At 68.5% G+C, this 26692-nt stretch carries 24 protein-coding genes and 1 pseudogene; 12 read left to right on the top strand and 13 right to left on the bottom strand.

Features of this window, described 5'->3' with window-relative positions:
* Positions 1-351 (top strand): annotated as a pseudogene (locus AC3A6G_RS26655) (hypothetical protein); the annotation flags it as partial.
* A gap of 425 nt (positions 352-776) precedes the next feature.
* Here AC3A6G_RS26655 and AC3A6G_RS26650 read toward each other — a convergent pair.
* Positions 777-2159, bottom strand: coding sequence for an MFS transporter (locus tag AC3A6G_RS26650; protein ID WP_487875007.1), 1383 nt, complete (start codon positions 2157-2159; stop codon positions 777-779).
* Positions 2160-2179: 20 nt separating this feature from the next.
* Entirely contained in the window at positions 2180-2932 is a 753-nt protein-coding gene (locus AC3A6G_RS26645; protein WP_487875006.1) for a glucose 1-dehydrogenase, read from the bottom strand.
* Positions 2933-3069: 137 nt separating this feature from the next.
* Between AC3A6G_RS26645 and AC3A6G_RS26640 the strand changes: the two genes are divergently transcribed.
* Positions 3070-3972 (top strand): AraC family transcriptional regulator, encoded by a 903-nt coding sequence (locus tag AC3A6G_RS26640; RefSeq protein ID WP_487875005.1) that lies wholly within the window; start codon positions 3070-3072, stop codon positions 3970-3972.
* Here AC3A6G_RS26640 and AC3A6G_RS26635 read toward each other — a convergent pair whose 3' ends face one another.
* Positions 3973-4899, bottom strand: a complete 927-nt coding sequence (locus AC3A6G_RS26635) for an AraC family transcriptional regulator (protein ID WP_487875004.1) — start codon at positions 4897-4899, stop codon at positions 3973-3975. It abuts the gene before it with no gap.
* A gap of 138 nt (positions 4900-5037) precedes the next feature.
* Between AC3A6G_RS26635 and AC3A6G_RS26630 the strand changes: the two genes are divergently transcribed.
* From AC3A6G_RS26630 to AC3A6G_RS26620, 3 genes are read left to right on the top strand one after another with little or no spacing between them, the layout of a single operon-like run.
* Positions 5038-5790 (top strand): SDR family NAD(P)-dependent oxidoreductase, encoded by a 753-nt coding sequence (locus tag AC3A6G_RS26630; protein WP_487863213.1) that lies wholly within the window; start codon positions 5038-5040, stop codon positions 5788-5790.
* Between the two features lie 13 nt (positions 5791-5803).
* Entirely contained in the window at positions 5804-6208 is a 405-nt protein-coding gene (locus AC3A6G_RS26625) for a VOC family protein (protein ID WP_487875003.1), read from the top strand.
* Positions 6205-7206 carry a saccharopine dehydrogenase family protein gene (locus AC3A6G_RS26620; RefSeq protein WP_487875002.1) on the top strand — a complete coding sequence of 334 codons (1002 nt, stop codon included), beginning with the start codon at positions 6205-6207 and terminating at the stop codon, positions 7204-7206. Before AC3A6G_RS26625 ends, AC3A6G_RS26620 begins: the two co-directional genes overlap by 4 nt.
* Positions 7207-7411: 205 nt before the next feature.
* On the opposite strand, the gene AC3A6G_RS26615 is transcribed toward AC3A6G_RS26620, so the two are convergent.
* On the bottom strand, positions 7412-7933 hold the full coding sequence (locus tag AC3A6G_RS26615; protein ID WP_487875001.1) for a P-loop nucleotide/nucleoside kinase family protein: 522 nt from the start codon (positions 7931-7933) through the stop codon (positions 7412-7414).
* A gap of 426 nt (positions 7934-8359) precedes the next feature.
* On the opposite strand from AC3A6G_RS26615, the gene AC3A6G_RS26610 reads away from it, so the two are divergent.
* The 6 genes from AC3A6G_RS26610 to AC3A6G_RS26585 all read left to right on the top strand — a co-directional run bounded on the left by AC3A6G_RS26610 (position 8360) and on the right by AC3A6G_RS26585 (position 14527).
* Positions 8360-9310: a class I SAM-dependent methyltransferase gene (locus tag AC3A6G_RS26610; RefSeq protein WP_487875000.1), complete on the top strand. Its 951-nt coding sequence runs from the start codon at positions 8360-8362 to the stop codon at positions 9308-9310.
* A 298-nt stretch (positions 9311-9608) separates the two neighbouring features.
* On the top strand, positions 9609-10100 hold the full coding sequence (locus AC3A6G_RS26605) for a nucleoside deaminase (RefSeq protein ID WP_487860552.1): 492 nt from the start codon (positions 9609-9611) through the stop codon (positions 10098-10100).
* A gap of 262 nt (positions 10101-10362) precedes the next feature.
* Positions 10363-11307, top strand: coding sequence for a helix-turn-helix domain-containing protein (locus AC3A6G_RS26600; protein WP_487864702.1), 945 nt, complete (start codon positions 10363-10365; stop codon positions 11305-11307).
* 120 nt (positions 11308-11427) lie between these two features.
* Positions 11428-13143, top strand: coding sequence for a thiamine pyrophosphate-binding protein (locus AC3A6G_RS26595; RefSeq protein WP_487864701.1), 1716 nt, complete (start codon positions 11428-11430; stop codon positions 13141-13143).
* A gap of 32 nt (positions 13144-13175) precedes the next feature.
* Entirely contained in the window at positions 13176-14153 is a 978-nt protein-coding gene (locus AC3A6G_RS26590; protein WP_487864700.1) for a tripartite tricarboxylate transporter substrate binding protein, read from the top strand.
* Between the two features lie 56 nt (positions 14154-14209).
* Entirely contained in the window at positions 14210-14527 is a 318-nt protein-coding gene (locus AC3A6G_RS26585) for an NIPSNAP family protein (RefSeq protein ID WP_487860556.1), read from the top strand.
* Positions 14528-14548: 21 nt separating this feature from the next.
* On the opposite strand, the gene AC3A6G_RS26580 is transcribed toward AC3A6G_RS26585, so the two are convergent.
* The 7 genes from AC3A6G_RS26580 to AC3A6G_RS26550 are packed head-to-tail and all read right to left on the bottom strand — an operon-like array spanning position 14549 to position 23860.
* On the bottom strand, positions 14549-15550 hold the full coding sequence (locus AC3A6G_RS26580) for a Bug family tripartite tricarboxylate transporter substrate binding protein (protein ID WP_487864699.1): 1002 nt from the start codon (positions 15548-15550) through the stop codon (positions 14549-14551).
* Positions 15551-15586: 36 nt separating this feature from the next.
* Entirely contained in the window at positions 15587-16867 is a 1281-nt protein-coding gene (locus AC3A6G_RS26575) for an alkyl sulfatase dimerization domain-containing protein (RefSeq protein WP_487864698.1), read from the bottom strand.
* Positions 16864-18198, bottom strand: a complete 1335-nt coding sequence (locus tag AC3A6G_RS26570) for a DUF1254 domain-containing protein (protein ID WP_487864697.1) — start codon at positions 18196-18198, stop codon at positions 16864-16866. Before AC3A6G_RS26570 ends, AC3A6G_RS26575 begins: the two co-directional genes overlap by 4 nt.
* Before the next feature lie 5 nt (positions 18199-18203).
* Positions 18204-19592, bottom strand: coding sequence for a DUF1254 domain-containing protein (locus AC3A6G_RS26565; protein WP_487864696.1), 1389 nt, complete (start codon positions 19590-19592; stop codon positions 18204-18206).
* 55 nt (positions 19593-19647) lie between these two features.
* Positions 19648-20655, bottom strand: coding sequence for a Bug family tripartite tricarboxylate transporter substrate binding protein (locus AC3A6G_RS26560; protein WP_487864695.1), 1008 nt, complete (start codon positions 20653-20655; stop codon positions 19648-19650).
* Complete coding sequence (locus tag AC3A6G_RS26555; protein ID WP_487864694.1) at positions 20652-22790, bottom strand: acetate--CoA ligase family protein; 2139 nt, start codon at positions 22788-22790, stop codon at positions 20652-20654. Before AC3A6G_RS26555 ends, AC3A6G_RS26560 begins: the two co-directional genes overlap by 4 nt.
* 8 nt (positions 22791-22798) lie before the next feature.
* On the bottom strand, positions 22799-23860 hold the full coding sequence (locus tag AC3A6G_RS26550; RefSeq protein ID WP_487860563.1) for a porin: 1062 nt from the start codon (positions 23858-23860) through the stop codon (positions 22799-22801).
* 274 nt (positions 23861-24134) lie between these two features.
* Here AC3A6G_RS26550 and AC3A6G_RS26545 point away from each other — a divergent pair, with 274 nt between their 5' ends.
* Positions 24135-24803 (top strand): Crp/Fnr family transcriptional regulator, encoded by a 669-nt coding sequence (locus AC3A6G_RS26545; protein ID WP_487860564.1) that lies wholly within the window; start codon positions 24135-24137, stop codon positions 24801-24803.
* Here the strand turns inward: AC3A6G_RS26545 and AC3A6G_RS26540 are convergent.
* Positions 24751-25671: an alpha/beta hydrolase gene (locus AC3A6G_RS26540; RefSeq protein ID WP_487860565.1), complete on the bottom strand. Its 921-nt coding sequence runs from the start codon at positions 25669-25671 to the stop codon at positions 24751-24753. The genes AC3A6G_RS26545 and AC3A6G_RS26540 overlap by 53 nt on opposite strands.
* Positions 25672-25682: 11 nt before the next feature.
* Complete coding sequence (locus AC3A6G_RS26535; RefSeq protein ID WP_487864693.1) at positions 25683-26657, bottom strand: tripartite tricarboxylate transporter substrate binding protein; 975 nt, start codon at positions 26655-26657, stop codon at positions 25683-25685.
* Positions 26658-26692: the final 35 nt, after the last annotated feature.

Raw genomic sequence — 26692 nt, 5'->3', positions numbered from 1 at the left:
GCAAACGCACCCCGGGCGCGCGCGTCAACCGCTCACGATAGTTGTCGTCGACCGCTCAAGATAATTGTCGCTGGCCACGCAGAGCTTCCCGCCGGGCCGAGCGCTCGAGAACGGAAGGCGAACCGTTACCAGGCGGCTGTCGAAGTCACCGACTCGGATGGGACGGTGGTGCGCTCAGTGCTTGATACGGTCAACGGCTATACCTTTACGGCGATGGCGGCTGCGGAGGCAGCACGCCGCGTGCTTGCTGGCGAGGTCCAGCCCGGGTTCTCGACGCCCGCAGCGCTGTTCGGCCACGGCTTCGCCGAGACCATTGCCGACACTCGAATCACCGACCTTCCGCCGATGTAGGCGGTCACCAATTTCGTTACGGCGAACAAGCCGTGGGCCCTCGGACAACGCGGCAGGGCATCGCGGAGCAGAAGCGCACGCTAAGAGCCGTCGTGGCGGCAAACGCGCGTTAGGCCGAGGTCGCGACAGATAACGGAGGTCGGACGCGCAAACTGGCTCAGCCATCGTGCTGCACAACACCGGCGTGCCGTTCCTGTGTTAACGACCGAACGGGTTCCGCGCCACTGGAGACTAACGACGTGGCGTGGCAGCGACGCGAGCGGATTTTTTGGAGCGAGCCGTACAGCCGGTAGGGGCCCAAAGCGGCTGTACGATTTGTGCCAAAGCGGTCGCTCAGAAACTGTCCAGTCGTTGTCAGGCATTGCGGAAACCGCCGTCGAGCTGTGACAGTTTCCGTCAAGTGGCGCCACTCAACTAAAGATCGATCAATCGCGAAAAGCACGCCAAGCGATGACGGCCGCGACGAGCGCAAGGAGGGCACCGCCTGCGAAGGCAGCCGGCAAGCCTGAAACATACTGGCCGGGCGCGGCGGCCAATGCATAGATCGATGTGATCACCGCAATTCCCAGCGCGCCGCCGATCTGCTGGTCCATCTGCAGCAGCCCCGACGCAGCGCCGGCATGTGCGTCGGGCACGCCGTGCATGACCGCCACGGTCCCTGGCGCGAAGACGAGAGCGATGCCCATGGCATGCACGACCAGGGGGATCAGCACGCCCGGGAAGTAAGCGCTGTGCTCACCGAGCAACACAAACCCCAGCAGGCTGACAGCGACCAGCACACTGCCCGTGACGAGCAACACGCGCATGCCGAAACGGCGGATCAATCTCGGAACGAATTGACTGATCGCGAACACGGTGGCGGTCAGCGGCATGTAGGCGAGTCCCGCGACGAGCGGGGTATAGCCCAGGATGCGTTGCAAGTACTGCACGAGGATGAACAACACCGCGAAGTGCACGCCGACGATCAAGGCCATCACCGCCAGCCCGCCAAGTCGGGATCGATCCTGCAGCAGGTGCAGGTCGAGCAACGGCTCCTTGTGCCGTTTTTCCGTCCGCACGAACGCGCCGAACAGGATCACCGCTGCCGAGAAGGAAAGCATCGTGCCGGCGGAGGCCCAACTGTTCTCCGCCGCGCTGATGAAGCCGTACACCAGCGCCACCGAGCCCAGCGTGGCGGTCAAGGCACCGACCACATCCAGACGCGCCGGCTTCGGATGGGTCTCGGCGACCAGCCGACCCACGGCCATCACCACCACCGCGCCGACCGGCACGTTGATCAGCAGCGACCAGCGCCACGTCAGGTATTCGGTCAGCATGCCGCCCAGAATCAAACCGGCGGAGGCGCCAATGGTGGAGACCGCGATGAACAGAGACATGCCGCGCGCCTGTTCCGTCGCGTCGCGTGCCATCACCATCACCAGGGCAAGGACGCTCGGGCCTGCCAGCGCGGCACCGACCCCTTGCAACACGCGTGCGGCCACCAGCATGACCGGCGTCTGGGCGAGGCCGCCCAGCAGCGAGGCCAGCACGAACACGATCAGCCCCGCGCGAAAGGCGCGCACCTGACCGATCATGTCGCCAAGCCTACCACCCAGCATGAGCAGGCCGCCGAACGCCAGACCGAACGCGTTGAGGACCCAGGTCAAGGCAGCCGGGTTGAAGCCCAGATCCTGCTGTATGCGAGGCAATGCGATGACGACGATCAGCAGGTCCATCGCGAACATGCACTGCGCTGCAAGAACGATGAACAACGCGAGCGCGCGTCGCCCCGATGCGGGGGCGACGCTCCCCAGGGTCAAACTTGCCATGTCGAATTTTTCGAAGACAGTCAGTAGCCGACGCCGCGCACGCCGCCGGCGGCCCGGATCGATTCGCCTGTGACCCAATGCGCGTCCTGCGACGCCAGAAACACGGCGACGGGCGCGATGTCTTCCGGCTCGCCGAACCGACCGAGCGGCGTCCCGGCAATCAGCTTCACGCCGAACTCGCCAGCGAAATTGCCGTCGGTGGCCGGCGTGTTGGTATGCCCCGGCAAGATCGAGTTCACCCGGATTCCACGCGGCCCGAGTTCGCGAGCGAGCGCGAATGTCATCGTGTCGACGGCGCCTTTGGTCGCCGCGTACACGCTTGAGGCCAGATAGGGATCGGTGCTCAGGATCGAGCTGATGTTGATGATGCTGCCGCCGTCATCACCGAAGTGCTTCACTGCTTCGCGGATCGCCAGGAAGTACCCCAGCACATTGACGTTGAACTGCTTGTGAAATGCTTCCTCGGTCAGGTCGGCGACCATCTCGAACACCGCGAGGCCGGCATTGTTCACCAGCACGTCGAGCTTGCCGTGATCGGCCTTCACGGTGTCGAACAGGCGGCCGACATCGGCCGTCTTGCTCATGTCCGCCTGCACGGCGACGGCCTTGCCGCCCGCCGCCTCGATCGCGCTGACGACGGCGTCTGCGCCCTTCTGGCTGGTGGCGTAGTTCACGACCACGGTGGCGCCTTCCGCGGCCAGTGCCTTGGCAATCCCGGCGCCGATGCCACTCGATGCGCCGGTGACGATTGCGATTTTTCCTTCTAGCTTCATGGGTGTCTTTCCAGGTTGAGTACTGCGTCCAATATTCGATCAACCCGGCTGCGAGGGGGTGCCAGTTCTTCTCCCATGCTTGCCTATTCTTCTCGGATCGCTTGCTTCGCCCCTCTGCGTGCCCCATCATCGACCGCATGGCTACAGCTCTGGATGAACTGCGCCGCATCGTGATGCGGGCGGGAAACAAGTGGACCGACATCGGCGTGCCCCGCGTGGCGATGGTCTGCGCGGAGGCCTGCGCCGATCAGGTCTATCAACCCATGCTGCATTTCGTTGTGCAGGGTTCGAAGACCTTGTCCATCGGCGACCGGGTGCTGAACTACGAAGCCGGCACCTATTTCGTCGTGCCCGTGGACGTCCCTGCCACCGGCCAGATTTACCCTGGCGGGCCGGGTTTGCCGTACCTCGCCATCAGCTTGACCCTCGATCCGGCGGTCATCGCCAGCTTGCTCGTCGACAAGCTTGAAGCAGACGAGCCGAACAAGGTGTGCTTCGTTTCAGTGCCGGCGCCTTCCGAGATGATGGACGCGTGGCTGCGCATGATGCGGCTCGTCGATCGTCCTCACGAGGTCGCGATGCTGGCACCCATGATCGAGCGAGAGATTCTTTTTCGCGCTTTGCAGGGACCGCTGGGCGGCTTGCTGCGGGAAATCGCGCGACCCGATGGTCGGCTGCCCCGGATTCGCCGCGCCATCCACTGGATTCGCGACCACTACACCGAACCGTTTCGTGTGGAGCAGCTCGCGGCGATGGCCGACATGAGCGTGCCGGCGTTCTATCGCCACTTCAAGGCCATCACCGCGATGGCGCCGATTCAGTACCAGAAGCGGCTGCGACTGCTCCGGGCCAGGTGGCTCTTGCTGTTCGAGCCACGCGACGCAGCATCGATTGCGTTTTCAGTCGGCTATGAAAGTGCTTCGCAATTCAGCCGCGAATACGCGCGCCTGTTTGGAATGCCGCCGGCCCGGGATGTGGCGCGGTTCAAGGCACCGGCCGCCTCTCGGCGCGCGACGGCGGACGTCGACGCACTCGTCTGACTAGATCGCAGTGGCAGTCTGCCGCTGACCCACGTTGTCGACCGGCGGCCGGTACTTCGCCAGGATCTGCTCCGAGTCGCGTCCCGGTGGCAGGCCGAACGCACGTGCGTATTCGCGGCTGAACTGGGTCGCGCTCTCGTAGCCCACCTCGAAGGCGGCCGCGGTCACGCTCTTGCCGCCGACGACCAGCAGCGTGCGGGCCTGCAGCAAGCGGACCCGCTTCTGGTATTGCAGCGGGCTCAGTGCCGTCACCGCTTTGAAATGCCGGTGAAACGCCGACTCGCTCATCGCCGCCTTCTGTGCCAGAGCTTCGACCCGCAGCGGTTCGGCGAAGTCGCGCCGGATCCACTGGATCGCCAGGCTGACCCGTGCGATGGCGCTGTCGGGCATGGCGATGTCGCGCAGCATCTGCCCGTGCGGCCCCTGCAGCACCCGGTAGAGGATCTCGCGCTCGTAAGCAGGCGCCAGTGCCGGAATGTCCGCGGGACGTTCCATCAAGCGCAGCATGCGGACCCATGCGTCCATCAGATCGGGCGTCACTGCGGACACCGAGAACCCGGTTTCGGCTTTCTCGCTGTGAGCGACTTTAGGCAAGTCCGCGATCAGTTCGGCCACCACCGTCGGCTGGAGGGTCAAGGCCACCGCCAGGTAGGGCTCGCCGGTCGCTGCAGGCCACACGGTGCCGACCGCAGGCAGGTCGATGGACATCACGAAATAGTTCGCCGGACAGTAGTGCAGCGTGCGGTCGCCGACGGTCATGGATTTGCTGCCCTGAAGAATCAGGTTAACCATCGGGTCGTAGACGGCGCTCAGCTCGTGCTCGGGGATCTTGCCCTGCACCATCGCGACACGCGGAATGCCAGTCTCGGTCAGACGGTTCCTTGCTTTCGACGCCAAGGTCCGAAGCTCTCTGAGTTGTTCTTCCATGGGGCTATATCAGATCGCAATGTGAGGCGCGCTGCAACCACCGAAGCAGGAATAGGCAGGTTTGCGGCAGGAACGGGCAGGCCTGCAGGAGGCTCACGACCTATCGTTCATGCACCACTTACCCAACGGAAAGAACACATGAACATCGTCATCATCACCGGCGCAAGCCGAGGTCTCGGGGCCAGCACCGCCGTCCAGGCAGCCCAGCGCGGCATGGGCGTCATCGTCACCTACAACAGCCACGCGGCAGGCGCCGAGCAAGTCGTTCGCGACATCGAAGCGGCTGGCGGCAAGGCCGTGGCGCTGCCGCTCGATGTCGGCCAGGTCGCATCCTTCGCCGGCTTTCGCGAGAAGGTCGCCGCAGCGCTCAAGTCGACCTGGAGCCGGGACAGCTTCGACGCGCTGGTCAACAACGCGGGCTATGGCCTCTTCAACCCGATCGAGACCGTCAGCGAAGCCGAGTTCGACGGCCTGTTGAATGTGCACCTGAAGGGGCCGTTCTTCCTGACCCAGGCGCTGCTGCCGCTGATGGCCGATGGCGGCCACATCGTCAACATGACCAGCGCGACGACCCGCGTAGCGACGCCAGGTGCCGCGCCTTATGCGGCATTCAAGGGTGGGCTGGAAGTGCTGACGCGCTACATGGCCAGGGAGTTCGGTGCGCGCGGCATCCGGGCGAATTCGATCTCGCCGGGCGCGATCCGCACCGACATGACCAGCGGCGCGTTCGACCAGAGCCCTGAATTCGTCACGATGCTGGCCGGACAAACCGCGCTCGGGCGGATCGGTGCGCCAGACGATGTCGGCCGCGTGATCGCCAGCCTGCTGTCTGCGGACAGTGGCTGGATCAATGCGCAGAACATCGAAGTCGCTGGTGGCTACAACATCTGAGTTAGAAGTCACCATGCTCGATCACATCTTCCTCTCGGTAAGCGACTTCGATCGCTCGATTGCGTTCTACACGGCGGCACTGGCCCCCCTCGGGATCACCCGCCAACACGACTATGCCGGCAAGGACGGCCCGCCTGGGCATCCTGATCTCAAGGGCTTCGGCGCCAACGGACGGGTGTTCTTCTGGCTGCAAAACGGTGTCGTCGAAGGGCGTGCGGTGCACGTCGGATTCGTCGCGACAGACGCTGCCGCGGTCGACGCGGCCTACGCCGCCGCCCTGGCGGCAGGTGCCGTCAACAAGGGCGCACCCGGCGCACGCCTGCACTACGACCCGCGCTACTACGCCGCCAATGTGCTGGACCCGGACGGCTACAGCCTCGAGTTCGTCTACAAGAGTTGGCAGAAGGCGCAACCATGAGCCGTCTTCTCATCTACGGCGCAAACGGCTACACCGGCAGCATGGTCGCCCGACAGGCCAAGGTAGCGAGTCTGGACTTCGCCATCGCTGGAAGAAATGCGGCCCGATTGGCGGCGCTTGCCGAGGAACTGGATGTGCCGTATCGAGCCTTCGGGCTCGACGACACGACCACCGTGCGCGAAGCGCTGAACGGTATCACTGTCGTACTCAACTGTGCCGGGCCCTTCGCCCAAACAGCGGAGCCGCTGATGCGGGCTTGCATCGATTCGGGCGCGCACTACCTCGACATCACGGCGGAGATCAATGTCTATCGCCTGGCGGAGCAACTCAGCGAGGAAGCGGCAGAAACCGACGTGATGCTGATGCCCGGCGTGGGTTGGGATGTCGTGCCGACCGACTGCCTGGCCGTGCAGGTCTCACATCGCGTCGCCAACCCGGTGTCGCTGAGGATCGCATTGCAGGTGGCGGGCTCAATGTCGCGCGGCTCGGCCGTCAGTGCCGGCGAGATCGTCGGAGCCGGGTTGATGGCACGGCTCGACGGCATGCTGGTTGCAACGCCGGACGCTCAGCCCGCGCAGTTCGACTTCGGCGACGGGCCCGTCGTTTGCGCGCCGTTGTCGTTCGGCGACCTGGTCACGGCATGGCATTCCACGCGCATACCCAACATTGCCATGTTCGTGAACGTGACGGGCGCTGCGTTTCCGGGCGGCGATTTATCCAAGCTCGCGGACGGCCCCAGCCGCGAAGAGCGCGACGGCCAAAGGGCTCGCGCCGTGGTGGAGGTCACGGGCGCCGATGGTTCTGTTGCGCGATCGGTGATCGACACGGTGAACGGCTATACCTACACGCCTCTCGCGGCTGTGGAGGCCGCCAAGCGTGTACTCAGGGGTGAAAAGCGGGGGGGATTCAATACTCCGGCGCGCCTGTTCGGCGCTGGCTTTGCAGAGAGCATCCCAGGCACCGCCATTTACGATCAATCGGCATTGAAGGTCGGCTAATGAAGTCGAGGCATCCCTGCTCGGCGCGTCGTCGCGCCTTCGGAGCGATACCTGTGTTTTAAACCGGAAGCGTCAAAGAAGGACTGCTCTGACCGGTCCGGAACGCTTTCGAACTGGAGGCACGGAACGAATGTCGGCTCCTGGCCGGATTCTGCCTTTTGCGGCCGACTTCAAATGCGCGGCGGCAGAGTCGACGACCACACGTTCAGCCATAGCGAACTATATTGAAGCCTTCCTCCGCCCCAGGCGGGACGAAATGGCTGGTGATTTGATCGAACTCCGCATCGGTTGTTTGGAACGGGTGCTCGCCCGAAAGATTACGAGCACGCAGTCTCGCTTTGCAAACGTCGTCAGGGACGTCCAGGTAGTGCAGGCGATGAGCTGCTTCAGCTTTCTCGAAAACGCCTCGGGCCCAACTTCTCGTGGCGGGGGTGTTCGAGGGGAAGTCGAGCACGACGGACGTGCCCGCCGCGAGCAGTGCCGCAATGTGGCCGGACATCGCTTCGCGCAATCTGCCGGCACAGCGCACGTAGTCCGCGAGGGCTTGAACCTGGTTCGGGTATAGACGTGCAAGCCAATCGTCCTCGCTGATGAGAACTGTCTTCGGCTGCGCCGCGAGGTGCTTGGTGAGCGTCGACTTTCCGGACGCGATCTTCCCGCAGACCATGTGCAGGACCCCTGGCAAGGAAGAGGCGGCGGCAGACCGCGAAGTTTCGGTTTCGGGCATTCCAATCTCCAGTAGCTCTGAGGAGCCCCAGGAGACAGAAAAAACCCGCCTCGTGGGGCGGGTTGCTTTGGCTACTCAGGCCGCGCGCTAACCCACCATCCTTCGGATGGTGCGAATAATGAACGCGAAGCGCGAGCAAGCCATGGAGAGCAAGGATAGCGTGTTCCAGAGGTCTCAGCAATCCGTTCGCGTGAGACGCATATGCACCATGGTCAGGCCAGGGGTTCGATTCGTACTTCCGCTCTTGGCCGACTGTAGCCGCACACCCGCATTGGTGATGGTCAGGAATGTGAGCGAAGCCTGTTTGAAAGGTGCCGCAGCCGGCTAGGTCTGCTGCAGCCGGCGGCTGCGTTGGCGGTTCAGTTCGCCCAGTGAAGTCTTGGCCAGGACCACCGCGATATCCGGTCAGAATGGGAGCCTATGCCTATGCAGCCCCTGTTCGACGCAATCGCTTCAATGTCCGCACCGGTGGATGCGCAGCGCATCTTCCACGGCCGCGGTGGGCTTCATCCCGAGTGCGCTCACTTGTCGCTCGATTTTTTCCCGCCGGTTTGGGTGTTGACCAGCTTCAAGCCTGCGACCGACGGCGAACTGGCTGCAATTGGCGCCGCACTGGAGCGTCGCTGGTCACAGTTGGCACCGGGTGAAACGCTGCAATGGGTGTTTCAGTGCCGGCATGAAGGCCAGAGCAGCACACGACTTATGGGCGGTTCGGTGCCCGACCCGCATTGGGTCACCGAGGAGGGCGCTCGCTATCGCGTTAACGTGGGCCGGGGCCAGAACCACGGGCTGTTTCTCGACATGGCCGAAGGACGGCGCTGGGTTCGTGCGTTTGTGAAGGCGCGCCCAGACGCCCGGTCGCGCGTCAAGGTGCTCAACCTGTTTGCTTACACCTGCGCATTTTCGGTGGTCGCATTGCAGGCAGGGGCCCAGCACGTCACCAACCTGGACATGAGCAAGGGCGCTCTGGCCGTGGGGCAACAGAACCACCGCGCCAACGGCGTGCTCGCCGGCGCGAGCTTCCTCCCTCATGACCTTTTCAGTTCGTGGGGAAAAATCTCGCGCGGAGGCCCTTACGGGCTGGTCATCGTTGACCCACCAAGCTATCAAAAGGGAAGTTTCGTTGCGACCAAGGACTACGCCCGGCTGATTAAGCGCTTGCCTGACCTGCTGGAGCCCGACGGCCTTGTCCTGTTATGCCTCAATGCCCCAGAACTGGGGCCAAAATTCCTGCAAGAGCAAATGAGCGCACTGGTGCCGGAGCTGGATTTCGTGGAAAGACTGGCGAATCCAAGCACCTTTCCCGACGTGTCCGACGAGCGGTCGTTGAAGGTGTTGGTGTACCGGGCACCGCCGGGTGTTCAACCTGAGGTCTGAAGGGTGCGCTACCCATTAGCGCCACGGGCGGACGGCCCCATGGAGCGCCTTCGTGTGAATTGAAGCAAGCTGTCGAATGACTGGTCCTGGCCGGATCCGGCTATTGGTTGCATTCTGCACGGGCCGGCCGTGCGACGCCTGGCCGCAGCGCCATCGGGTGACCCTTCGCGCCGACGGACGAAGCGCGATCGCGCGTTGACGAAAGAACAGTGTCGTTCCGCAGTGCCATCCCAATTAAAAATCGACAGCACCCCTTCAGACAGACGCAGGAGCAGCAAAGGTGTACCAAGAGAAATTCATGAAGCAGGCGCTGGCGCTTTCAGCGCGCGCGATCGCGGAGCCCGGCACCGAGCCCTTCGGCGCGGTGGTGGTGAAGGATGGGCAGGTGGTCGGCGAGGGCTTCAATCATTCGGTCGCCCATTTCGATCCCACTTCGCACGGAGAGGTCGAAGCGATCCGGGACGCGTGCCGGCGGCTGCAGCGCGTCGACCTGGCAGGCTGCGAGATGTATTCCTCATGCGAGCCTTGCGCGATGTGCGTCGCCGCCATGCGGGTGGCGGGCATCCGCCGCTTGTTCTATGCGGCTTCGCTGGCGCAGTCCGGCGTGGTGTTCGAGGGCCTGCCGGTCGCGGACCGGCATCCCATCGACGTGGATGAACTGCGCCGCGTGGCAGGCGCACCGCTGGAGGCCGGGCTGACTCCTGCCGAGCAGCATTCGGCGCAGGACGCCATCGACATCCTCGAAGCGTGGGCCGGGCCGCGCAAGATCGCGGCGCTGGGTCGTCGTTAGGCCGACCGCTCCCTGCAGCGTGCTGCGTCGGCAATCCACGAAGGCGGGGCTCGATGCTCGCCCCCCTTGCAGAGGACGCGGATGGCGGCACAGTCGCCCGCCTTGGCACGGGCTTGCAGCATCTTGAGTTCCGCCATCAATACGGACATGTGAACTCGTCTTTTCATCATGGCGCGACTGTAAGCGGTTTCGTACAAAATGAGTTAGAAAGTTTACATTTCTGTCATTGAGTTTACCTATTGGGCTGGCGGAGGCTGGCCCTGTGGCGGATGCGCGATACTTTCGCGACTTCACCCAGGCCGTGCCCATTCCGTCCCCCACCGATTTCCCCGTCTTCGACAGCTCCGACTTCAGCGGCGAGTCGGGCGCGTTCCATTTCGACTTGGTGCGGCTCGAATCGCGCCCGGACATTCCGCGCGGGTTTCCGCATCGCCACAACTACTACCACCTGCTCTGGATGAGCGAGGCGGCGGGCACGCACCTGCTCGACTTCGAGACCTTCGAGGTGCGCGCCAACACGGTGTTCTTCGTCTCGCCCGGCCAGTTGCACGCCTGGGCCTCCGACGTGCCGCCGAAGGGCTTCGTCATCAACTTCAGCGCCGAGTTCTTCGTGCAGATGTTCCCGCGCGCCGACGACATCGCCAAGTACCCGTTCTTCCACATCGCCTCGGACGCGCCGGTGCTCTACCTCGAACAGGCGCAGCACGACGCGTTGCTCCCGCTGCTGCTCGAGATGGAGCAGGAGATGCTCGGCCGCCAGGAGGCGCGGCTGGACGTGGTGCGCTCCTACCTGCTGGTGCTGCTGACGCGGCTGCGGCGGCTCTACCCCGAACGCGCGGCCGAGGGCGCCTCGCCGCAGAGCTACGCACTGACGAAGCGCTTCCGGCTGCTGATCGACCGCCATTACCTGGAGTTCGGCCCGCTCGGCGACTATGCCGAGCGGCTGCATGTCACCGAGCGCCAGCTCAACGAGGCCGTCAAGCGCACGCTCGGCAAGACCGCCGGCGAACTGGTGCACGAGCGCCGCGTGCTCGAGGCCAAGCGGCTCCTGTGCAACACCGGCATGGGAGTGGCCGAGATCGCGTTCCACCTGCAGTTCGAAGACCATGCGTATTTCAGCCGCTTCTTCAAGAAGCGCACGCAGATGACGCCCGGCGAGTTCAAGAAGCGCTACGGCACCCCTGGGACCCCTGGCGTAAGCCCCTAGTCCGCGCCGTCGAAAAGTACAAGGCGAGCGACCAATCGTCCTACCCCCTTCGGCGCCCGGCTGCCTAAAGTCCTTCCATCTGAAACTCTGCCGCCGTCATGGGCGGCCCGATGGCTGGCGATGAACGAATCCACCCCACTGCGCACCGGCGGCGAGCTGATCGTCGACGCGCTGCTGGCGCAAGGCGCCGACACCGTGTTCTGCGTGCCGGGCGAGAGCTACCTCGACGTGCTGAATGCGTTGCATGCGCAGCAGGGCGCCATGCGCGTCGTCGCCTGCCGCCACGAAGGCGCGGTCGCCTTCATGGCCGAGGCCCAGGGCAAGCTCACCGGCCGCCCCGGCATCTGCATGGTCACGCGCGGGCCGGGTGCCACCAACGCGAGCATCGGCGTGCACACCGCGTACCAAGATTCGACGCCGATGATCCTGCTGATCGGCCAGGTCGGGCGCGACATGATCGAGCGCGAGGCCTTCCAGGAGATCGACTACCGCCGCATGTTCGGCCCGTTCACCAAGTGGGTGGCGCAGATCGACGACGCCGCGCGCGTGCCCGAATTCATGGCGCGCGCCTACTCGGTGGCCATGTCGGGGCGCCCCGGCCCCGTGGTGCTGGCGCTGCCCGAAGACATGCTGACCGATGCCGCCATGCCGCTGGCCGTGCCGCGCGTGGAGGTGCCCGCGGCGCATCCCGCCCCCGACGCCATGCAGCGCCTGCACGAGCGCCTGGCCGCGGCCGAGCGGCCGCTGCTGCTGCTCGGCGGCCCCGGATGGCGCCCGCAGGCCCGCGCCGCGATCGAGCGCTTCGCGGTGCAGAACGCACTGCCCGTGGCCTGCGCATTTCGCCGGCAGGATCTGTTCGACAACCGCCATCCGAACTACGTCGGCGAGGTCGGCATCGGCCTCAACCCCGAGCTGGCCCAGGCGGTGCGCGAGGCCGACCTGCTGATCGCCGTCGGCACGCGGCTCGGCGAGATCGTGACGAGCGGCTACACGCTGCTCGACGTGCCGCTGCCGCGCCAGCAGCTCGTGCATGTGCTGCCGTGCGCCGAGGAGCTCGGGCGCGTCTACCAGCCCGCCGTCAGCATCCTGAGCGCCGTGTCCCCGTTCGCCGAGGCGGCTGCCCTGCTGCCGGCGGTGGATGCGGCGACCCCGCGGCAGGCCTGGCGCGACCGGCTGCGCGCCAACTACGAGCGCTACACCACGCCCGTGGCGCGCGAGGCCGCGCTCGACCCGGCGCGCGTCATCCAGGCGCTCGGCGACACGCTCGCGCCGGATGCGATTCTCACCAACGGCGCGGGCAACTACAGCGCCTGGGCGCACCGCTACTACCCGTTCTCGCGGCCGAACACCCAGCTTGCGCCGACCAGCGGCGCCATGGGCTACGGCGTGCCGGCCGCCATAGCAGCCAAGCTGCAGCATCCGTCGCGGCAGGTGGTGTGCCTGGCCGGCGACGGCTGCTTCCTGATGACTTCGCAGGAGCTCGCGACCGTGAAGCGGCACGACCTCGCGATCGTCTTCATCGTCTTCAACAACGGCATGTACGGCACCATCCGCATGCACCAGGAGATGCACTACCCCGGCCGCCCCATCGGCACCGACCTGTGCAACCCCGACTTCGTGCGCTATGCGCAGTCGTTCGGGCTGCAGGCCGAGCGCGTGGCCCGCACCGAAGCGTTCGCGCCGGCGCTGCAGCGCGCGCTGGCCGCGGGCGGCGCGGCACTCATCGAACTCGCGATCGAGCCCGAGATCCTGACCCCGCGCGCCACGCTCAGCGAACTGCGCGAGAAGGCGCTGCTGCAGCAGAAGCAAAAGCAACAGCAGCGCGCCGCGGCCTGACACGATTCATCACCACCAAGGAGACAAAACACATGAACAAACTGCTGCGGGCTTCGGCCCTCGCGGCCCTGGGCGCCTGCGCGCTCACGCAGGCCCATGCACAGGCTGCCGCCGAGTTCCCGGTGCGCCCCATCCGCATCGTTGTGCCGTTTGCGCCCGGCGGCGCCACCGACGTGATCGCGCGCGTAGTCGGCCAGAAGATGTCGGACTCGCTCGGCCAGCCGGTCGTCGTCGACAACAAGGCCGGCGCCAACGGCAACATCGGCGCCGTCACCGTGGCGCGCGCCACGCCCGACGGCTACACCATCCTCATGGCCACCTCGAGCCACGCGATCAACGCCACGCTCTACCGCAAGCTCGACTACAGCCTCACGAAGGACTTCGCCGCGCTCTCGAACCTGGCCTCGGTGCCGCTCGTGCTGGTGGTCAACCCTGGCGTGCCGGCGCGCAACGCGGGCGAGTTCGCGGCCCATGCCAAGGCCGAGGGCGACAAGCTCAACTTCGCCTCGGGTGGCACCGGCACCGCCGCGCACCTGGCGGGCGAGCAGTTCAATACGATGGTCGGCGCCCGCATGATGCACGTGCCCTACAAGGGCGGCGCGCTCGCCCAGACCGACCTCATTGGCGGCCAGGTGCAGGCGATGTTCGCCAACCTGCCCGAAGTGCTCTCGCAGGTGCAGGCCGGCAAGCTGCGGCCGCTCGCGGTCACGGGCAAGGCGCGGCGCGCCAACCTGCCCGAGGTGCCGACCTTCGCCGAAGCCGGCTATCCGCAGATGGACGCGCGCTCGTGGTTCGGCCTGTTCGCGCCGGCCGGCACGCCGGCACCGGTGGTGGCCAAGCTGTCGGCATCGATCGCCGCGGCCGTGGCCGATCCCGCGGTGCAGGCCCGCCTGAAGGAACTCGGCGCCGATCCCATCGGCGACCGGCATGAAGCCTTCCAGCCCTTCGTCGCGCAGGAGGTGAAGCGCTGGGGTGCGCTGGTCGAGCGTTCGGGCGCCACCGTGGACTGAACCCAGACCCTTTCTCCTTTTCTTCTTCGAACTTCAAGCCAAGGAACCCACAGCCCATGCTCTACGACGTACGCACCTACACCTGCCGCCCCGGCACCCTCAAGCGCCACCTGGCGCTCTATGCCGAGCACGGCTTCGACGTGCAGCGGCGCCACCTGGGCGAACCGCTGGCCTATCTGCAGACCGAGACCGGCAACGTCAACAGCTACACCCACATCTGGGTCTTCGCCGACGCGAAGGACCGCGCCGACAAGCGCGCCGCGATGCAGCGCGACCCGGCCTGGGCCGGCTACCTCGACAAGAGCGCCGAGGCCGCCTACCTCGTCTCCCAGGAGACGAAGCTCATGGTGCCGACCTCGTTCTTCAAGCCTTGAGGTGCTGAGCGCATCGGCCGCTCACTCGAGCGTGAGGCCGATGTCCTTCACCAGCGCGCCCCAGTCCTGCAGGTCCTGCCGGATCGTGGCGGCAAACTGTTCGGGCGTGTTCTGCGGCAGGTCGTTGAAGTTGAGGTCGTGCATGCGGCGCACCACCGCCGGGTCGCGCAGCACCTGGTTCACGGCGTCGTTGAGCTTCTTCACGATGGCCGGCGGCGTCTTGGCAGGGGCCAGCAGGCCGTACCAGGCGTAGTTCTTGAACGGATAGCCGCTCTCGGTCATCGTCGGCACGTCGGGCAGCATGGGAATGCGCCCGGGGCCGCTGTTCGCCAGGGCGCGGATGCGGCCTGCGCGCACGATCTCCACGGTCGACGAGATGTCGGCGAACGCGGCATCCACCTGGCCGCCCGCGAGGTCCTGCACGCAGGGGCCGCTGCCCTTGTAGGGCACGTGCGTCATCACCAGGCCGGCCTGCTTCTTGAGGCTTTCCATGGCCAGGTGGCCGCCCGAGCCGGCGCCCCACGAGCAGTAGTTGAGCTTGTCGGGGCGGGCCTTGGCGTAGGCGACGAACTCCTGGATCGTCTTCACCGGCAGGTCTTTGCGCACCAGCAGCAAGTTGCCGCCGCGGCCGATCTGCGCCACCGGCGCGAAGTCCTTTACCGGGTCGTACGAGAGCTTCTTGTAGAGGCTCGGGTTCACGACCATCGCCGCGGCATAGGTGAACAGCAGCCGCTGGCCGTCGGGTGCCGCGCGCGCGACGAGTTCGGCGCCGAGGATGCCGTTGGCGCCGGGCCGGTTGTCGACGATGAAGGTCTGCCCGAGCGCCTTGCCGAGCGCCTCGGCGAAGATCCGCGCGATGGTGTCGGTGCCGCCCGCGGGGGCGGTCGGCACCACGAGCGTGACGGGCTTGTCCGGGTAGGCATCGGGGCCCTGCGCATGGGCGGCCGCGGCCACGCAGGCGGCTGCGAACGCGCCGCAGGCGAGTGCGCGAAGGGGGCGGTGAAGGAAATGCGGGCTCGTCATGGTTCTTGTCTCCTGGAAATCGGGTCGGTCGTTCAATCAATGGATGCCGAAGCGCGCCTGCGTGCCCTGCTCGATCATGTCCGCGCCCACGCGGTACAGGTTGCGCGAGACGTAACTGGGCACTTCGCGCGCGCGCTGGCGCAGCCATTCGGCCTTGAGCGCGCGCGCCTCGGCGATCTCGGGCGCCTCGCCCTCGGCGGTGGCCAGCAGGTCGATCACATGCAGCGCCAGCTGGCACTGGCCGTCGGCGGCCAGCGTGCGCGCGCGCTCGATCACGCCGCGCTTGTCGGTGATCGCGTCGGCCACCGCGCGGCCCACCGCCTCGGGCGCCGCCGGATGCAGCGAGGTCGGGTTGCGGTCCCACCAGCCGTTCTCCGAGCGGTAGATGTCGCGCACGATGTAGCTGGGGTCGCCATAGGTGGGCTTCATCCAGTCGACCGCGAACAGCTCGTCCGGAAAGCGGATGCGCGCCAGGATGCCGCGCTCGTTGAGGCCCTCGTTCATGAGCCGCACCACCTCGGCGCGCAGCCATCGCAGCGCGCGGGCCGTGTGCGTGAGCACGTGCCGCACCTGCGCCTCGCCCTCGAGCGTGGCGCCGAACTCGCGCACCGCCTTGCGCGCGCCCAGCGCCGCCAGCGCATCGAGCGTGTCGGCCCAGCGCACCGTGTCGCGCATCGTGCGGAACGGGGTGCCGATGTTGGGGATCGAATCGATCAGTGCCGCGCCGCCGTAGAGCACGCGCTGCGCCGGGCTCCAGAGCGCGATCGCGTCGTCGGTCTCCGAAGGTGCCCAGCGCAGTTCGATGCGCTGCTCGCCGCTGCCGATCTGCAGCAGGTCTTCGAAGGTTTCGGTCGGCGCGTGCGTCGCCAGCCGGCGGTCGAAGAAGCCCGCGGGGCGGTTGAACTGGATCTCGGCCATGCGGTGCTGCAGCGCCAGCGTCTCGCTGTAGCGTGCGAGCCGGCGCGGCACGTTGCGGTGCGCGATGATGCGCGGCGGCGCGTCGCCGCGCGCGGCGGCATGCGCCAGCCACATCGGCACGCCGGCGTTGTAGCCGATGTGGCCGTGGCTGAAGCACAGCGCATGCACCGGCGCATCGCTGAGCCGGCGCACCGCGTCGATCATGCCCGCGGTCACCGAGCCGCCCGGGCCGGCATCGACCACGACGAGACCCGCATCGGTCTCGGCCACGAACGACTGGCCCTGCCCGCGCAGGATGTGAAGGCCTGGCGCCACCGTGTCGGTGCCGGCGCCGACGATGAGGAACGGCTTTTCTTCTTCTTCGGTCTTGTGGTCTGGCTTGGCAGCGATGGCGGTCATGCGGTGTCCTTGTTGGCGGTGAGCGGCGGCAGCAGGTAGCGGCCGTCGAGCAGTTCGGCGCGCGGCATGTAGGCGCGCAGGCAGAGATAGAAGGCGCCTTCGGGTGCCGGCAGCCAGTTGGCCTCGGCGGCGGCGCCCTCGGGGCGCGCGTGCCGGATGTGCAGCGTGAGGCCGCCGTCCGCATCGCGCTGCAGGCCTGGCGTGCGGTCGCCGATGGCGTAGCGGTCGATCGGGTTGTCCACCAGCATGTAATCGCGCGCGTCGTACATCGTGAGCGACCAGAAGGCGTCGACCGGCGGCAGTGCGCCAGGCGCGAAGCGAAGCGTGTAGCGGCGCTCGCCGGTGAGCGCCTCGCCCGCCGCGTCGTGCCAGGCCATCGGATAGGTGGCTTCGCGGCTTTCGAGCATGCCGATGTACTTGAGTGCGACCAGTGCGCGCGCCAGGTGGTCGTCGCCGAAGCTGCCTTCGACCAGCGGCATCTGCACCCAGCCCGACGCCGTGGTGCGGCCCGACTGCGCCTCGCGCAGCCGCGGCAGCCCGGTGTCGAGCGCGGCCTGCAGCGCGGCGCGGCGGCGCTCGTCGAGCGGCCCTGCACCGGCGCCGAGGCCGAGCGCCGCATAGCGCGCGAGCTTTGCCGCGTCGCCGTGCGGTGGCGCGTTGTCGCGCAGTGCCGCGTTCACCTGCGCCGCGAAGTGCGCGGCCGTGAGTGGCGCCTTCGGGTCGCAGGCGGGGTCGAAGGCGCGCGGCGGCGAGGCGCGGCCGGCCTCCCAGTCGGCCAGCGTGCGCACCACGAACCCGTCCTGCAGCGCGTTGACCGCGGCCACGTCCTCCGGCCCGTCGACCAGCAGTCGCCCGATGATCCACAGCCAGCGTGTGGGCGCCTCGATGCGTGCGCCCGGGGCATCGAAGGCCGCGGGCAGCGTGCCGCGCCATCCCGGCGGCGTGACGACGAACGCGCGCGCCGCTGTGCCCGTGAGGCGCTGGCCGAGGTGCGCGAAGGGGTTGGTGAAGAAATCGAGCAGGCCCAGCACGTAGTAGCGGCCGGCGGTGTCGGGCACGTCGATCACGAGCGGGCCTTCGCCGAGGTCGAGCCAGGCGTTGGTGTAGAGCGTGTCGTTGTTCGGCGTCACGACGCGGCTCTTGCCCGCGCGCAGCAGCTGGCGTGCGTGTGTGAACACGTTGCACCAGCGCTGCGGCTCGGGCGCCTCGCCGTGGGCGTCGGTGCGCCGCGGCGAGGTGGCGGCGCGCATGCGGCGCATCTCGTAGAGCGGATAGGCGTAGACCACGGCCTCTTCGGCCAGGGCTTGCAGGTTGTCGGCGTGCGGCTGCATCGTGTTCAGTCCTGCTGCACCTGAAGAGCCGGAATGCGCCAGCTCTGCACGCCCTCGCGCGGGTGGTACATGCGCAGGATCAGGTAGAAGCGCCCGGCCGGCGCGGGCAGCCAGTTGGCCGTGTCGGCGGGGCGCGCGTGGCTCACCCTCAGTTCGAGGCTGCCGTCGGCGCCGCGCTTGAGGCCCGGCGTGCGGTCGCCGATGGCATGGCGCCGCAGCGGGTTGGGGTAGAGGAAGCGGTCGCTGTCGTACAGCGTCACCGACCAGAAGGCGTCTGCCGGCGGTGCGTCACCGGCCTCGAAGCGCATCGCGTAGCGGCGCTGCCCATCGAGCGGTTCCTGGTTCGCGTCGTGGTGCGAGGCGGCGTACACCGCCTCGCTGGTGGCCAATGCGCCGAGGCCCAGGTAGGCGGTGCGCGCGCGGCCGAGGTACGCGTTGCCGTAGCGTCCGGTGGCGGGCGTCATCGACCAGGGCCTGGGCCGCCGGTTGGCGCCCACGGCCGCGACCAACTGCACGCCCTCGGCGAAGCCCTCGACCAGGCCTTCGCGCAGCGGTGCGTCCACCGCCTCCCACGAGAACGCGGCGTTGGCCAGCAGCCCGGCCTGGCCGAACCATGCGACGAGGCCGCGGTCTTCGATGCGGCCCGGCGCCTCGGCCAGCGCATGGCAAAGGTTCGTGAAGAAGCGCGGCGCCACCTGCGCGGCCGGCTCGCCGTGCTCGAAGGCGGCGGCCATGGCGTCCACGTGCGGGCCGGCCCACTGCTCGACGGTGGCCGGGCGTCCCTGCTGCACCGTGCCGGGCGCGGGCGCGAGCCGGATCTCCGACTGCAGCGCGCGGGCGGCCGGCCAGTCGCTCTCGTCGCCCACCAGGATGCGACCGATCAGCCAGACCAGGTCGGTCGGGCAGCGCACCACGCGGTGGCCGGCCAGCGCGTCGGGCACCGTGCCGCCGGGGCCCACGAGCACCACGGTCTCGCCCTCGGGGTTGCAGTTGCGCGGCCCCAGGTTCTCGAAGTTCTCGGTGTAGGCGTCGTAGAGCGGCAGCACGAAGTAGCGCCCCGGATGCCGCGCCGACGCGGGCACCGTGAGCAGCATCGGCCCGTCGGCGAGGTGGACCCAGGCCATGGTGTAGAGCAGGTCGTTGGCGGGCGTGACCACGTCGCGGTCTTCGTCGGTGGAGGGCCGCGGCGCATGGTGCAGCGTGTTCAGCGGCGCTCGCACGTCCGAGCCGGCCGAGGTGCCGATGCGGCGTTCGGCGCGCGGCGCGGTCTGCATGGCGCAGGTGCGGTAGGTCTCGGTGAGCGGATAGCCATAGACGAAGGCGGCCAGGCCGATGGATCGGGCGGCGGCCTTGCGGGCGGCGGTTGCATCGGGCGCGGAGACGGAAGCGTTCATGGAAAGGACCTCGGACGGATGGGTGAAAGGGGAGGGATGCGGGGGCGATCGCTGCTCAATCGAGCTTCACGCCGGTGGCCTGCGTGAGCTTCAGCGTCACCGGCAGGAAGGCCTTGTAGGCCGCGGCGGCCTCGGCCGGGAGGTTGCCCACGGGCTCGGCGCCGAGTTCCTCGATGCGCCGGCTCACCTCGGGCTGCCGCACCACCGCGCTGACTTCCCGGCCCAGGCGCTCGATGACCGCATCGGGCGTCCTGGCGGGCGCCATCAGCGAGGTCGGGCCGGTCATCGTGTAGACCTCGTCGGCGTAGCCCTGCTCGGCGAAGGTCGGCACATCGGGCAGCGCGCGGGCGCGGCGCAGGCCGGCGACGGCCAGCGGGCGCAGCTTGCCGGCCTGGATGTACGGCTGCAGCGTGGTGACCGAGCCGACGGTCATCTGGATCACGCCGCCGATCAAATCGACCGCCATCGGGCTCTCGCCCTTGTAGGGCACGTGCAGCGTCTGCAGGCCATAGGCCCTGTCCATGTGGACCTGCACCTGGTGCGGCTGCGTGCCGGGGCCCCACGAGCCCATCGCGTACTTGCCCGGCGCGGCCTTCACGGTGGCGACGAGGCTCTTGAAGTCGGTGGCCTGAACCGAAGGGTGCACGGCCAGCACGGTGCGCATGGTGGCGATGTCCGAGACCATGCGCAGGTCGGTGCGCGGGTCGTACGGCAGCTTGCTGTAGAGCGCCAGGTTCGCGGTGACGGGCCCCGGCACCGTCAGCAGCAGCGTGTGGCCGTCGGGCACGCTCTTGGCGACATGGTCGGTGCCGATGATCCCGCCCGCGCCGGTGCGGTTCTCGACCACCACCGGCTGGCCCAGCCGTTTCGAGAGGCCCTCGGCCAGCAGCCGCGCGAGGATGTCGGTCGAGCCGCCTGCCTGGTACTGAACGAGGATGCGCACGGTCTTGGAGGGGAAGCCGTCATCCGCCCCCGCGGCCGCCGCGCCGCCGGCGGCGAAGGCCAGCGCTGCGGCGCTGCCGAGTGCGCGCCGCAGCGCGGCGGTCGATGTGGTCTTCCTCATGCGGTTTCTCCGGTGGTGTGCAGGGCGCGACCGACGACCAGCGCATCGACCGCGACGCAGCCGCCGTCGGCTTGCGGCCGGGCGATGAGCGGGTTGATCTCGGCGCTCGCGAGCGTGTCGCCCGCGCGCTCGGCAAAGGCCGCGAGCGCGCACAACGCGTCGGCGATCGACGCGAGGTCGACGGGTGGGCGGCCGCGCGCGCCCTCGAGGATCGCGAAGGCGCGCAGCTCGCGCACCATTGCCAGCGCGTCGTCGCGCGTGACCGGCAGCGCGCGCAGCGACACGTCGCCGAGCGTCTCGACGTGGATGCCGCCCAGGCCGAACATCAGCACCGGCCCGAACACCGGGTCGCGGTGCACGCCCGCGATGCACTCGACGCCGCCATGCAGCATGCGCGCCACCAGCGCGCCGCCGAGCCGCGCATCGGGCCGGGCGGTGAGCGCGTGGTCGCGCGTGCGCTCGAAGGCCGCGCGCGCCTGTGCCGCGCCGCGCATGCCGAGCGCCACGCCACCGACGTCGGACTTGTGCGGGATGTCGGCGCTGACGATCTTCACGACGACGGCATCGCCGAGTGCTTCCGCGGCCGCCGCGGCCTCGTCGGCGCTGTGCACCACGCGGTGTGCGACCACCGGCACGCCCGCCTCGGCGAGCAGGGCGAGCGCATCGGGCTCGGACATCGTGCCGGGGGCGAGCGCCAATGGCGCGGCGATCGGTGCGTCGGCTGCTGCAGCGGGCGCCGCGGGCTTCAGCCCCGCGAGCGCGGCGATCGTGCGGATGCCGTCCGACGGGTCGGCAAACACCAGGCAGCGCATCGCCTCGAGCTCGGCGCGGCGCTCGGGCGACAGCAAGGTGCTCACCGCCAGCAGCGTGTCGGGGTAGGCCGCGCGCAGCGACGTCACCAGCGCACGCAGCACCGGCCAGAACGCATCCGATGCGCCCGCGGCCGCGAGAAAGCCCATCCACGACGCGAAGCCGCGGTCGTCGAGCATCACGCGTGCCGTGCGCTCGATCAGCGTCAGGTCGTTGGTGACCTGCCCCGTGATGTCGACCGGGTTGCGCGGCGCCGCGAAAGGCACCCAGCTGCGCAGCGTGTCCTGCGCGGGCTCGCTCAGCGGCCGCACGTCCAGCCCCTGCGCCGAGGCCTCGTCGGCCATCAACGCGCCGACGCCGCCCGACAGCGTGAACAGGCCGATCGAGCGGTCGCGCGGGCGGCCCGCCACGGCCGCGCTGTGCGCGAGGTCGAAGAACTCCGTGAGGTTGCGCGCGCGCAGCACGCCGTACTGGCGGAACACCGCGTCGTACACCGCGTCGTCGCCCGCCAGCGCGGCGGTGTGCGAGGCCGCGGCCTCGGCGCCGAGCGCGGTGCGGCCGACCTTGACCATCACCACGGTCTTGCCGTTGGCCTGCGCCAGGGCCAGCGCCGCGCGCAGGCGCGGGCCGTCGCGGCAGCCTTCCATGTAGGCCATGACCACGTCGGTGCCGGGGTCCTGCGCGAGCCAGGCCAGGCAGTCGGCGACCTGCACGTCGGCCTCGTTGCCCGTGGTGGCCCACAGCGACAGGCCGACGCCGCGCGCGCGCGCCATCGCGTACGCATAGGCGCCGAACGCGCCCGACTGGCTCACCAGGCCGATGCGCCCCGGCGCCACGCGGCCCACGCCGGGGGCCGGCGAGAAGGTCGCATACACGTGGCGCGCGATGTTCATGAAGCCCAGGCAATTGGGGCCGATCAGCCGCACGCCCGCGGCACGCGCCTTGGCGCCGAGCCGCGCCTGCGCGGCCGCGCCCTCGGCGCCGATCTCGGCGAAGCCCGACGAGAACAGCACCACGCCTTTCACGCCCGAAGCGATGGCGTCGTCGAGCGCGCCCTCGACCAGCGCCGACGGCACCGCGAGGATCGCCAGGTCCACCGGCTGGCCGATGGCGCGCAGGCTCGGAAATGCGGGCAGGTCCTGGATGCGGTCGGCGTTCGGGTTGACCGGGTAGAGCGCACCGTCGAAGCCGAAGCGGCGCAGGTAGTCGACCGGGATGCCGCCGATCTTCTGCGGGTTGGACGAGGCGCCGACCACCGCGATGGCACGCGGCGCGAAGAGCGCCGACAGGGATTCGGCTTGCGAAGAGAAGAAGTCGATGGGCATGTCGAAGGTCAGAAGTTGTGGCGGATGCCGGTGGCGAGAACGCGCACGTCGTTGCCGCTGTGGGCCGCCACCGGCACGGTGGCGAGCGAGGCCGAGGCGCCGTGCCGGTTCGAGAGGCGCAGCCAGCGCGCATAGAGCACGGTGCGCTTGCTCAGGTAGTGGTCGTAGCCCAGCGTCCAGGCCAGCTGCGAGCGGTCGCTGCCGGCCACCTTGCGCTCGGTGGCGCCGAAGATCAGGTTCGAGGTTGGCGTCACGTTGTAGGTGGCGCCCAGGTTCAAGAGCTTCGCGGTCGGCACGCCGGGCAGGCTCGATGCGTTGCGCACGTAGCTCGCGTAGAGCTGCAGGCCGAGCGACGACCACTCGTACGAGCCGGTCAGCGCCTGGTAGGTGGTGGTGGCGGGCGAGGCCACCGGCGCCGCGGCCGAGCCCGAGCGTGCACGCTGGAAGGCGTAGGCGATGTAGTAGGGCTTACGTGCCCAGCCGATGTTGCCGCCGTAGACGTTGCCGCTCTGGTGGCTCGGTGCGCTCGATTCGCCGGGCGCGTAGGCGATGTCCGCGAAGAACGCCATGCTCGCCGGCGTGCGGTAGCGAATCATGTTGCTGGCGCGGGCCGCAAAGGGCGTGATGCCCGTCTGCGCGTCGGTCGCGGCCACCAGGTTGATGGGCGAGAACACCGAATTGAGGCCGTAGGGATCGGCCTTGAACAGCGCGTAGAACATCGGCGTGTACATGCGGCCAGCATCGATCTGCCCCCACGGCGCCGAGATCCCGACGAAGGACTGGCGGCTGAACGACATCGCCGGGCCGGGCAGGGTGCCGTTGCCGGTGTCGGGCGCAAAGCCGCTTTCGAGCGTGAAATGCGCGCGCATGCCGCCGCCCAGGTCTTCGGTGCCGCGAAAACCGATGCGTGAGGCCGTCTGGCCGCCGTCATCGAGCCGCGTCGACGATGTAGCGCCCGACCTGGCGTGCGCCACGTAGAGGTCGAGGGTGCCGTAGACGGTCACGGTGCTCTGCGCGAGCGCGAGCGTGGAGGCCGTCAGCGCGAGGCCTGCGGCAGCTGTCTTCTTCATGGGGTGTTGTCTCCGGGTGTGGCGTGCCGCCTGCGGGTGCAGGGCGGTGCCGCTTGTGTGCTTGTCGAGTTCCGGGGCTTACGATAGAAACGAAGGCCCCCCAAATCTGTCAACGCTTTGACAGATTCCTGAACATCAAGGCAGGGAGAACCCGCTGGCCCGATCCCCCGTTTCCACACCCAAGGACGCCGAAGAGAGCGCCGCGCTGCTCGACCGCGCGCTGCGCTGGAACGAGCTGTTCTCGCACTGGCCCGACGCGCGCCGGGCCGAGCTGATGAAGTCCGCGCGGCTGGTGCGCTACCGCCGCCGCACGCAGGTGCTGGCGCATGACCGGCACAAGCGCGAGCTGCTGGCCGTGGTGTCGGGCTGCCTCGAGATCAGCAGCATGAGCCCGCAGGGGCGAAAGTACGTCAACGCGCTGCTCGGGCCCGGCCAGGTGGCGCCGCTGGTGCGGCTGCTCGAGGAGGTGCCGCTGCCCTACGACTACCACGCGCACGAAGACTCGGTGATCGTCCACCTGCCGAGCGACGCCGTGCTGGCGGTGCTCGATGCCGAGCCCGCGCTGTGGCGCGGCGTGGCCAGGCTGGCGCTGCAGCGCCAGCGGCAGAGCATCGTGCTGCTGCAGAACCAGATGCTGAACACGATCCGCGGGCGCGTGGCCGCCACGTTGACGAGCCTGATCTACTTCTACGGTGGGCAGCCGGAGGACGCCGCGAACCTGCCGGTGCGGCTGTCGCAGCACGACCTGGCCGCAATGCTCGGCCTGTCGCGCCAGACGATCAACAAGGAGCTCGGGCGGCTGGTCGACGAGGGGGTGATCGACATGCGCTACAAGCGCATCCGCATTGCAGACCCGGCGCAGCTGGCGCGCATCGCGGCGGGTGCCGAGGCTAAGGAAGAAGCTGGCAGCGCAGGAAGCCCGCCATCGCTTCCTCGACCGTGACGGGCCCGCGACGATCGCTGCGCGCCGGCGCCTCGGCCGGATAGAAATGGCCCGCGCCGGGCACTTCCACATGCTCGCAATGCAGGCCCGCGCTTCTCAGGCGCGCGACCATGCCCGGGGCCGCGGCGGCCACGTAGTCGAGGTCGTGCTCGGCGCTCACCACCAGCACGGCCGGGCCGCTGCCGTTGCAGCCGGCGAGATGGCGCGCGAGGTCCTCGTCGTCGATGTAGCCCGAGAGCGCCAGCACGGCCGCCACCGGCACCTGCTCGCCGAACGCGACATTGAGCGCGGTGCGCGCGCCCGCGGAGAAGCCGCCGATGGCGATGCGCGCCGGGTCGATCTGCCAAGCGTCCGCCTGTGCGCGTACGAACCGGGTCGCGGCGGCCATGTCGTCGCTGGCGGCCTCGATGCCGCGCCACAGCATGTCGGACGTGGCGGGCGGCAACTGCATCAGCTGCCGCACCAGCGACACGCGCGATGTCGGGATGCGGCCGGGCGAGCCGACCACCGGCGTATCGGCCGGTTCGGGGTCTTCGGGCACCAGGCGGTAGTCGATCGCGCAGGCCACAAAACCGCGCCGCGCGAAGCGCAGGCAGTACTCGGCGACCGCCGTGTTGCGGCCCTCAGCCTCGAAGGCGTCGTCTTCCTTGGAGCCCCGATGGAAAGCGCCGCCGAACGCGAGGATCAAGGCGGGGCGACCGCGGCCTGCGGGTGGCGCACCGACGGGCCGGTAGAGGTCGAGTGCGAGCGCGCGTTCGACCGGCCCGCCGGGCCGGCCGCGCTGCACCAGGGCGCGGCCGTAGATCACGTCGCGCACGATCTCGACCTCCTGCACGGGCACGGCGGCAACGAGGGGCGGCGTCGTCACGGCGTGTTCCTTCAATCGACCGAAGCGCCGGATTCGCGCGCGATGCGGCCCCAGAGCTGCACGTCCTGGCCGAAGGCGGTCGCCCATTGGGCGGGCGTCTGCGCATCGACCGGCATCGAGCCGCCATCGAGGAGCAGCGTGCGCATGTCGGGCCGCGCCATCACCTTGTGCAGCGCGGTGTTGAGCCGCGTCGCGAGCGCCGGGTCCATGCCGGCGGGGCCGAACACCGCGTACCAGCCCACCGCGTCGAAGGGGATGCCGGCTTCGGCGAGCGTGGGCACCTCGGGCAGCGCCGGCGAACGCCGCGGCCCGGTGATGGCCAGCGGGCGCAGGCGGCCGGCCTTGATCAGCGGCGTCATCGAGACCACGTCCATGATGGCCACGCCGATCTGGCCCGAAAGGATGTCGGGCAGCGCGGCCTGGCCGCCCTTGTAGGGCACGTGCGTCATGCCGAAGCCGCCGAGCGACTTCATGCGCTCGCCGACCAGGTGCGGCGGTGCGCCGTTGCCGAAGGTCGCGTAGCTGATCGCGTTGGCGTCCTTCTTCGCGGCGGCGACCAGGTCGGCGATGGTCCTGAGCGGCGACTCGGCACGCGTCACGACCAGGAGCGGCACGCTCGCGACCTGGGCGATCGGCGTGAAGCTCGAAACGGGGTCGAAGGCCAGGTTCTTGAACACGGCCGGCGCGATGGCGAAGGGCGCGGCGGTGAGCAGCAGCGTGTAGCCGTCGGGCGCCGAGCGCGCGACGCTCTCGGCGCCGATGTTGCCGCTGGCGCCGGCCTTGTTCTCGACGATCACCGGCTGGCCGAGCTCCACGCGCAGCTGCTCGGCCATCCTGCGGGCCACGATGTCGGTGCCGCCGCCGGCGGGAAACGGCACCACCAGCTTGATGGGACGCGCGGGATAGGCGGTCTGTGCGTGGCTGGCGGCCAGTGCCAGCGCAAGCCCCAGTCCGAGCAACGCGCGCCGGGCGGTGGTGTGGTTCATCGCTGCAACTCCTGTGGTGATCGAGGGGTGATGGA

The organism is Variovorax sp. Soil_C_26 (genome assembly GCF_057657075.1).
The sequence above is the reverse complement of the archived record's forward strand: the minus strand, read 5'-3'. Positions and strand labels throughout refer to the sequence as shown.

Excerpts from the sequence above, each read along its gene's own strand:
- AC3A6G_RS26650 (WP_487875007.1), bottom strand. The coding sequence starts at position 2,159 with ATGGCAAGTTTGACCCTGGGGAGCGTCGCCCCCGCATCGGGGCGACGC.
- AC3A6G_RS26645 (WP_487875006.1), bottom strand. The coding sequence starts at position 2,932 with ATGAAGCTAGAAGGAAAAATCGCAATCGTCACCGGCGCATCGAGTGGC.
- AC3A6G_RS26640 (WP_487875005.1), top strand. The coding sequence starts at position 3,070 with ATGGCTACAGCTCTGGATGAACTGCGCCGCATCGTGATGCGGGCGGGA.
- AC3A6G_RS26635 (WP_487875004.1), bottom strand. The coding sequence starts at position 4,899 with ATGGAAGAACAACTCAGAGAGCTTCGGACCTTGGCGTCGAAAGCAAGG.
- AC3A6G_RS26630 (WP_487863213.1), top strand. The coding sequence starts at position 5,038 with ATGAACATCGTCATCATCACCGGCGCAAGCCGAGGTCTCGGGGCCAGC.
- AC3A6G_RS26625 (WP_487875003.1), top strand. The coding sequence starts at position 5,804 with ATGCTCGATCACATCTTCCTCTCGGTAAGCGACTTCGATCGCTCGATT.
- AC3A6G_RS26620 (WP_487875002.1), top strand. The coding sequence starts at position 6,205 with ATGAGCCGTCTTCTCATCTACGGCGCAAACGGCTACACCGGCAGCATG.
- AC3A6G_RS26615 (WP_487875001.1), bottom strand. The coding sequence starts at position 7,933 with ATGCCCGAAACCGAAACTTCGCGGTCTGCCGCCGCCTCTTCCTTGCCA.
- AC3A6G_RS26610 (WP_487875000.1), top strand. The coding sequence starts at position 8,360 with ATGCAGCCCCTGTTCGACGCAATCGCTTCAATGTCCGCACCGGTGGAT.
- AC3A6G_RS26605 (WP_487860552.1), top strand. The coding sequence starts at position 9,609 with ATGAAGCAGGCGCTGGCGCTTTCAGCGCGCGCGATCGCGGAGCCCGGC.
- AC3A6G_RS26595 (WP_487864701.1), top strand. The coding sequence starts at position 11,428 with ATGAACGAATCCACCCCACTGCGCACCGGCGGCGAGCTGATCGTCGAC.
- AC3A6G_RS26590 (WP_487864700.1), top strand. The coding sequence starts at position 13,176 with ATGAACAAACTGCTGCGGGCTTCGGCCCTCGCGGCCCTGGGCGCCTGC.
- AC3A6G_RS26585 (WP_487860556.1), top strand. The coding sequence starts at position 14,210 with ATGCTCTACGACGTACGCACCTACACCTGCCGCCCCGGCACCCTCAAG.
- AC3A6G_RS26580 (WP_487864699.1), bottom strand. The coding sequence starts at position 15,550 with ATGACGAGCCCGCATTTCCTTCACCGCCCCCTTCGCGCACTCGCCTGC.
- AC3A6G_RS26575 (WP_487864698.1), bottom strand. The coding sequence starts at position 16,867 with ATGACCGCCATCGCTGCCAAGCCAGACCACAAGACCGAAGAAGAAGAA.
- AC3A6G_RS26570 (WP_487864697.1), bottom strand. The coding sequence starts at position 18,198 with ATGCAGCCGCACGCCGACAACCTGCAAGCCCTGGCCGAAGAGGCCGTG.
- AC3A6G_RS26565 (WP_487864696.1), bottom strand. The coding sequence starts at position 19,592 with ATGAACGCTTCCGTCTCCGCGCCCGATGCAACCGCCGCCCGCAAGGCC.
- AC3A6G_RS26560 (WP_487864695.1), bottom strand. The coding sequence starts at position 20,655 with ATGAGGAAGACCACATCGACCGCCGCGCTGCGGCGCGCACTCGGCAGC.
- AC3A6G_RS26555 (WP_487864694.1), bottom strand. The coding sequence starts at position 22,790 with ATGCCCATCGACTTCTTCTCTTCGCAAGCCGAATCCCTGTCGGCGCTC.
- AC3A6G_RS26550 (WP_487860563.1), bottom strand. The coding sequence starts at position 23,860 with ATGAAGAAGACAGCTGCCGCAGGCCTCGCGCTGACGGCCTCCACGCTC.
- AC3A6G_RS26545 (WP_487860564.1), top strand. The coding sequence starts at position 24,135 with ATGAAGTCCGCGCGGCTGGTGCGCTACCGCCGCCGCACGCAGGTGCTG.
- AC3A6G_RS26535 (WP_487864693.1), bottom strand. The coding sequence starts at position 26,657 with ATGAACCACACCACCGCCCGGCGCGCGTTGCTCGGACTGGGGCTTGCG.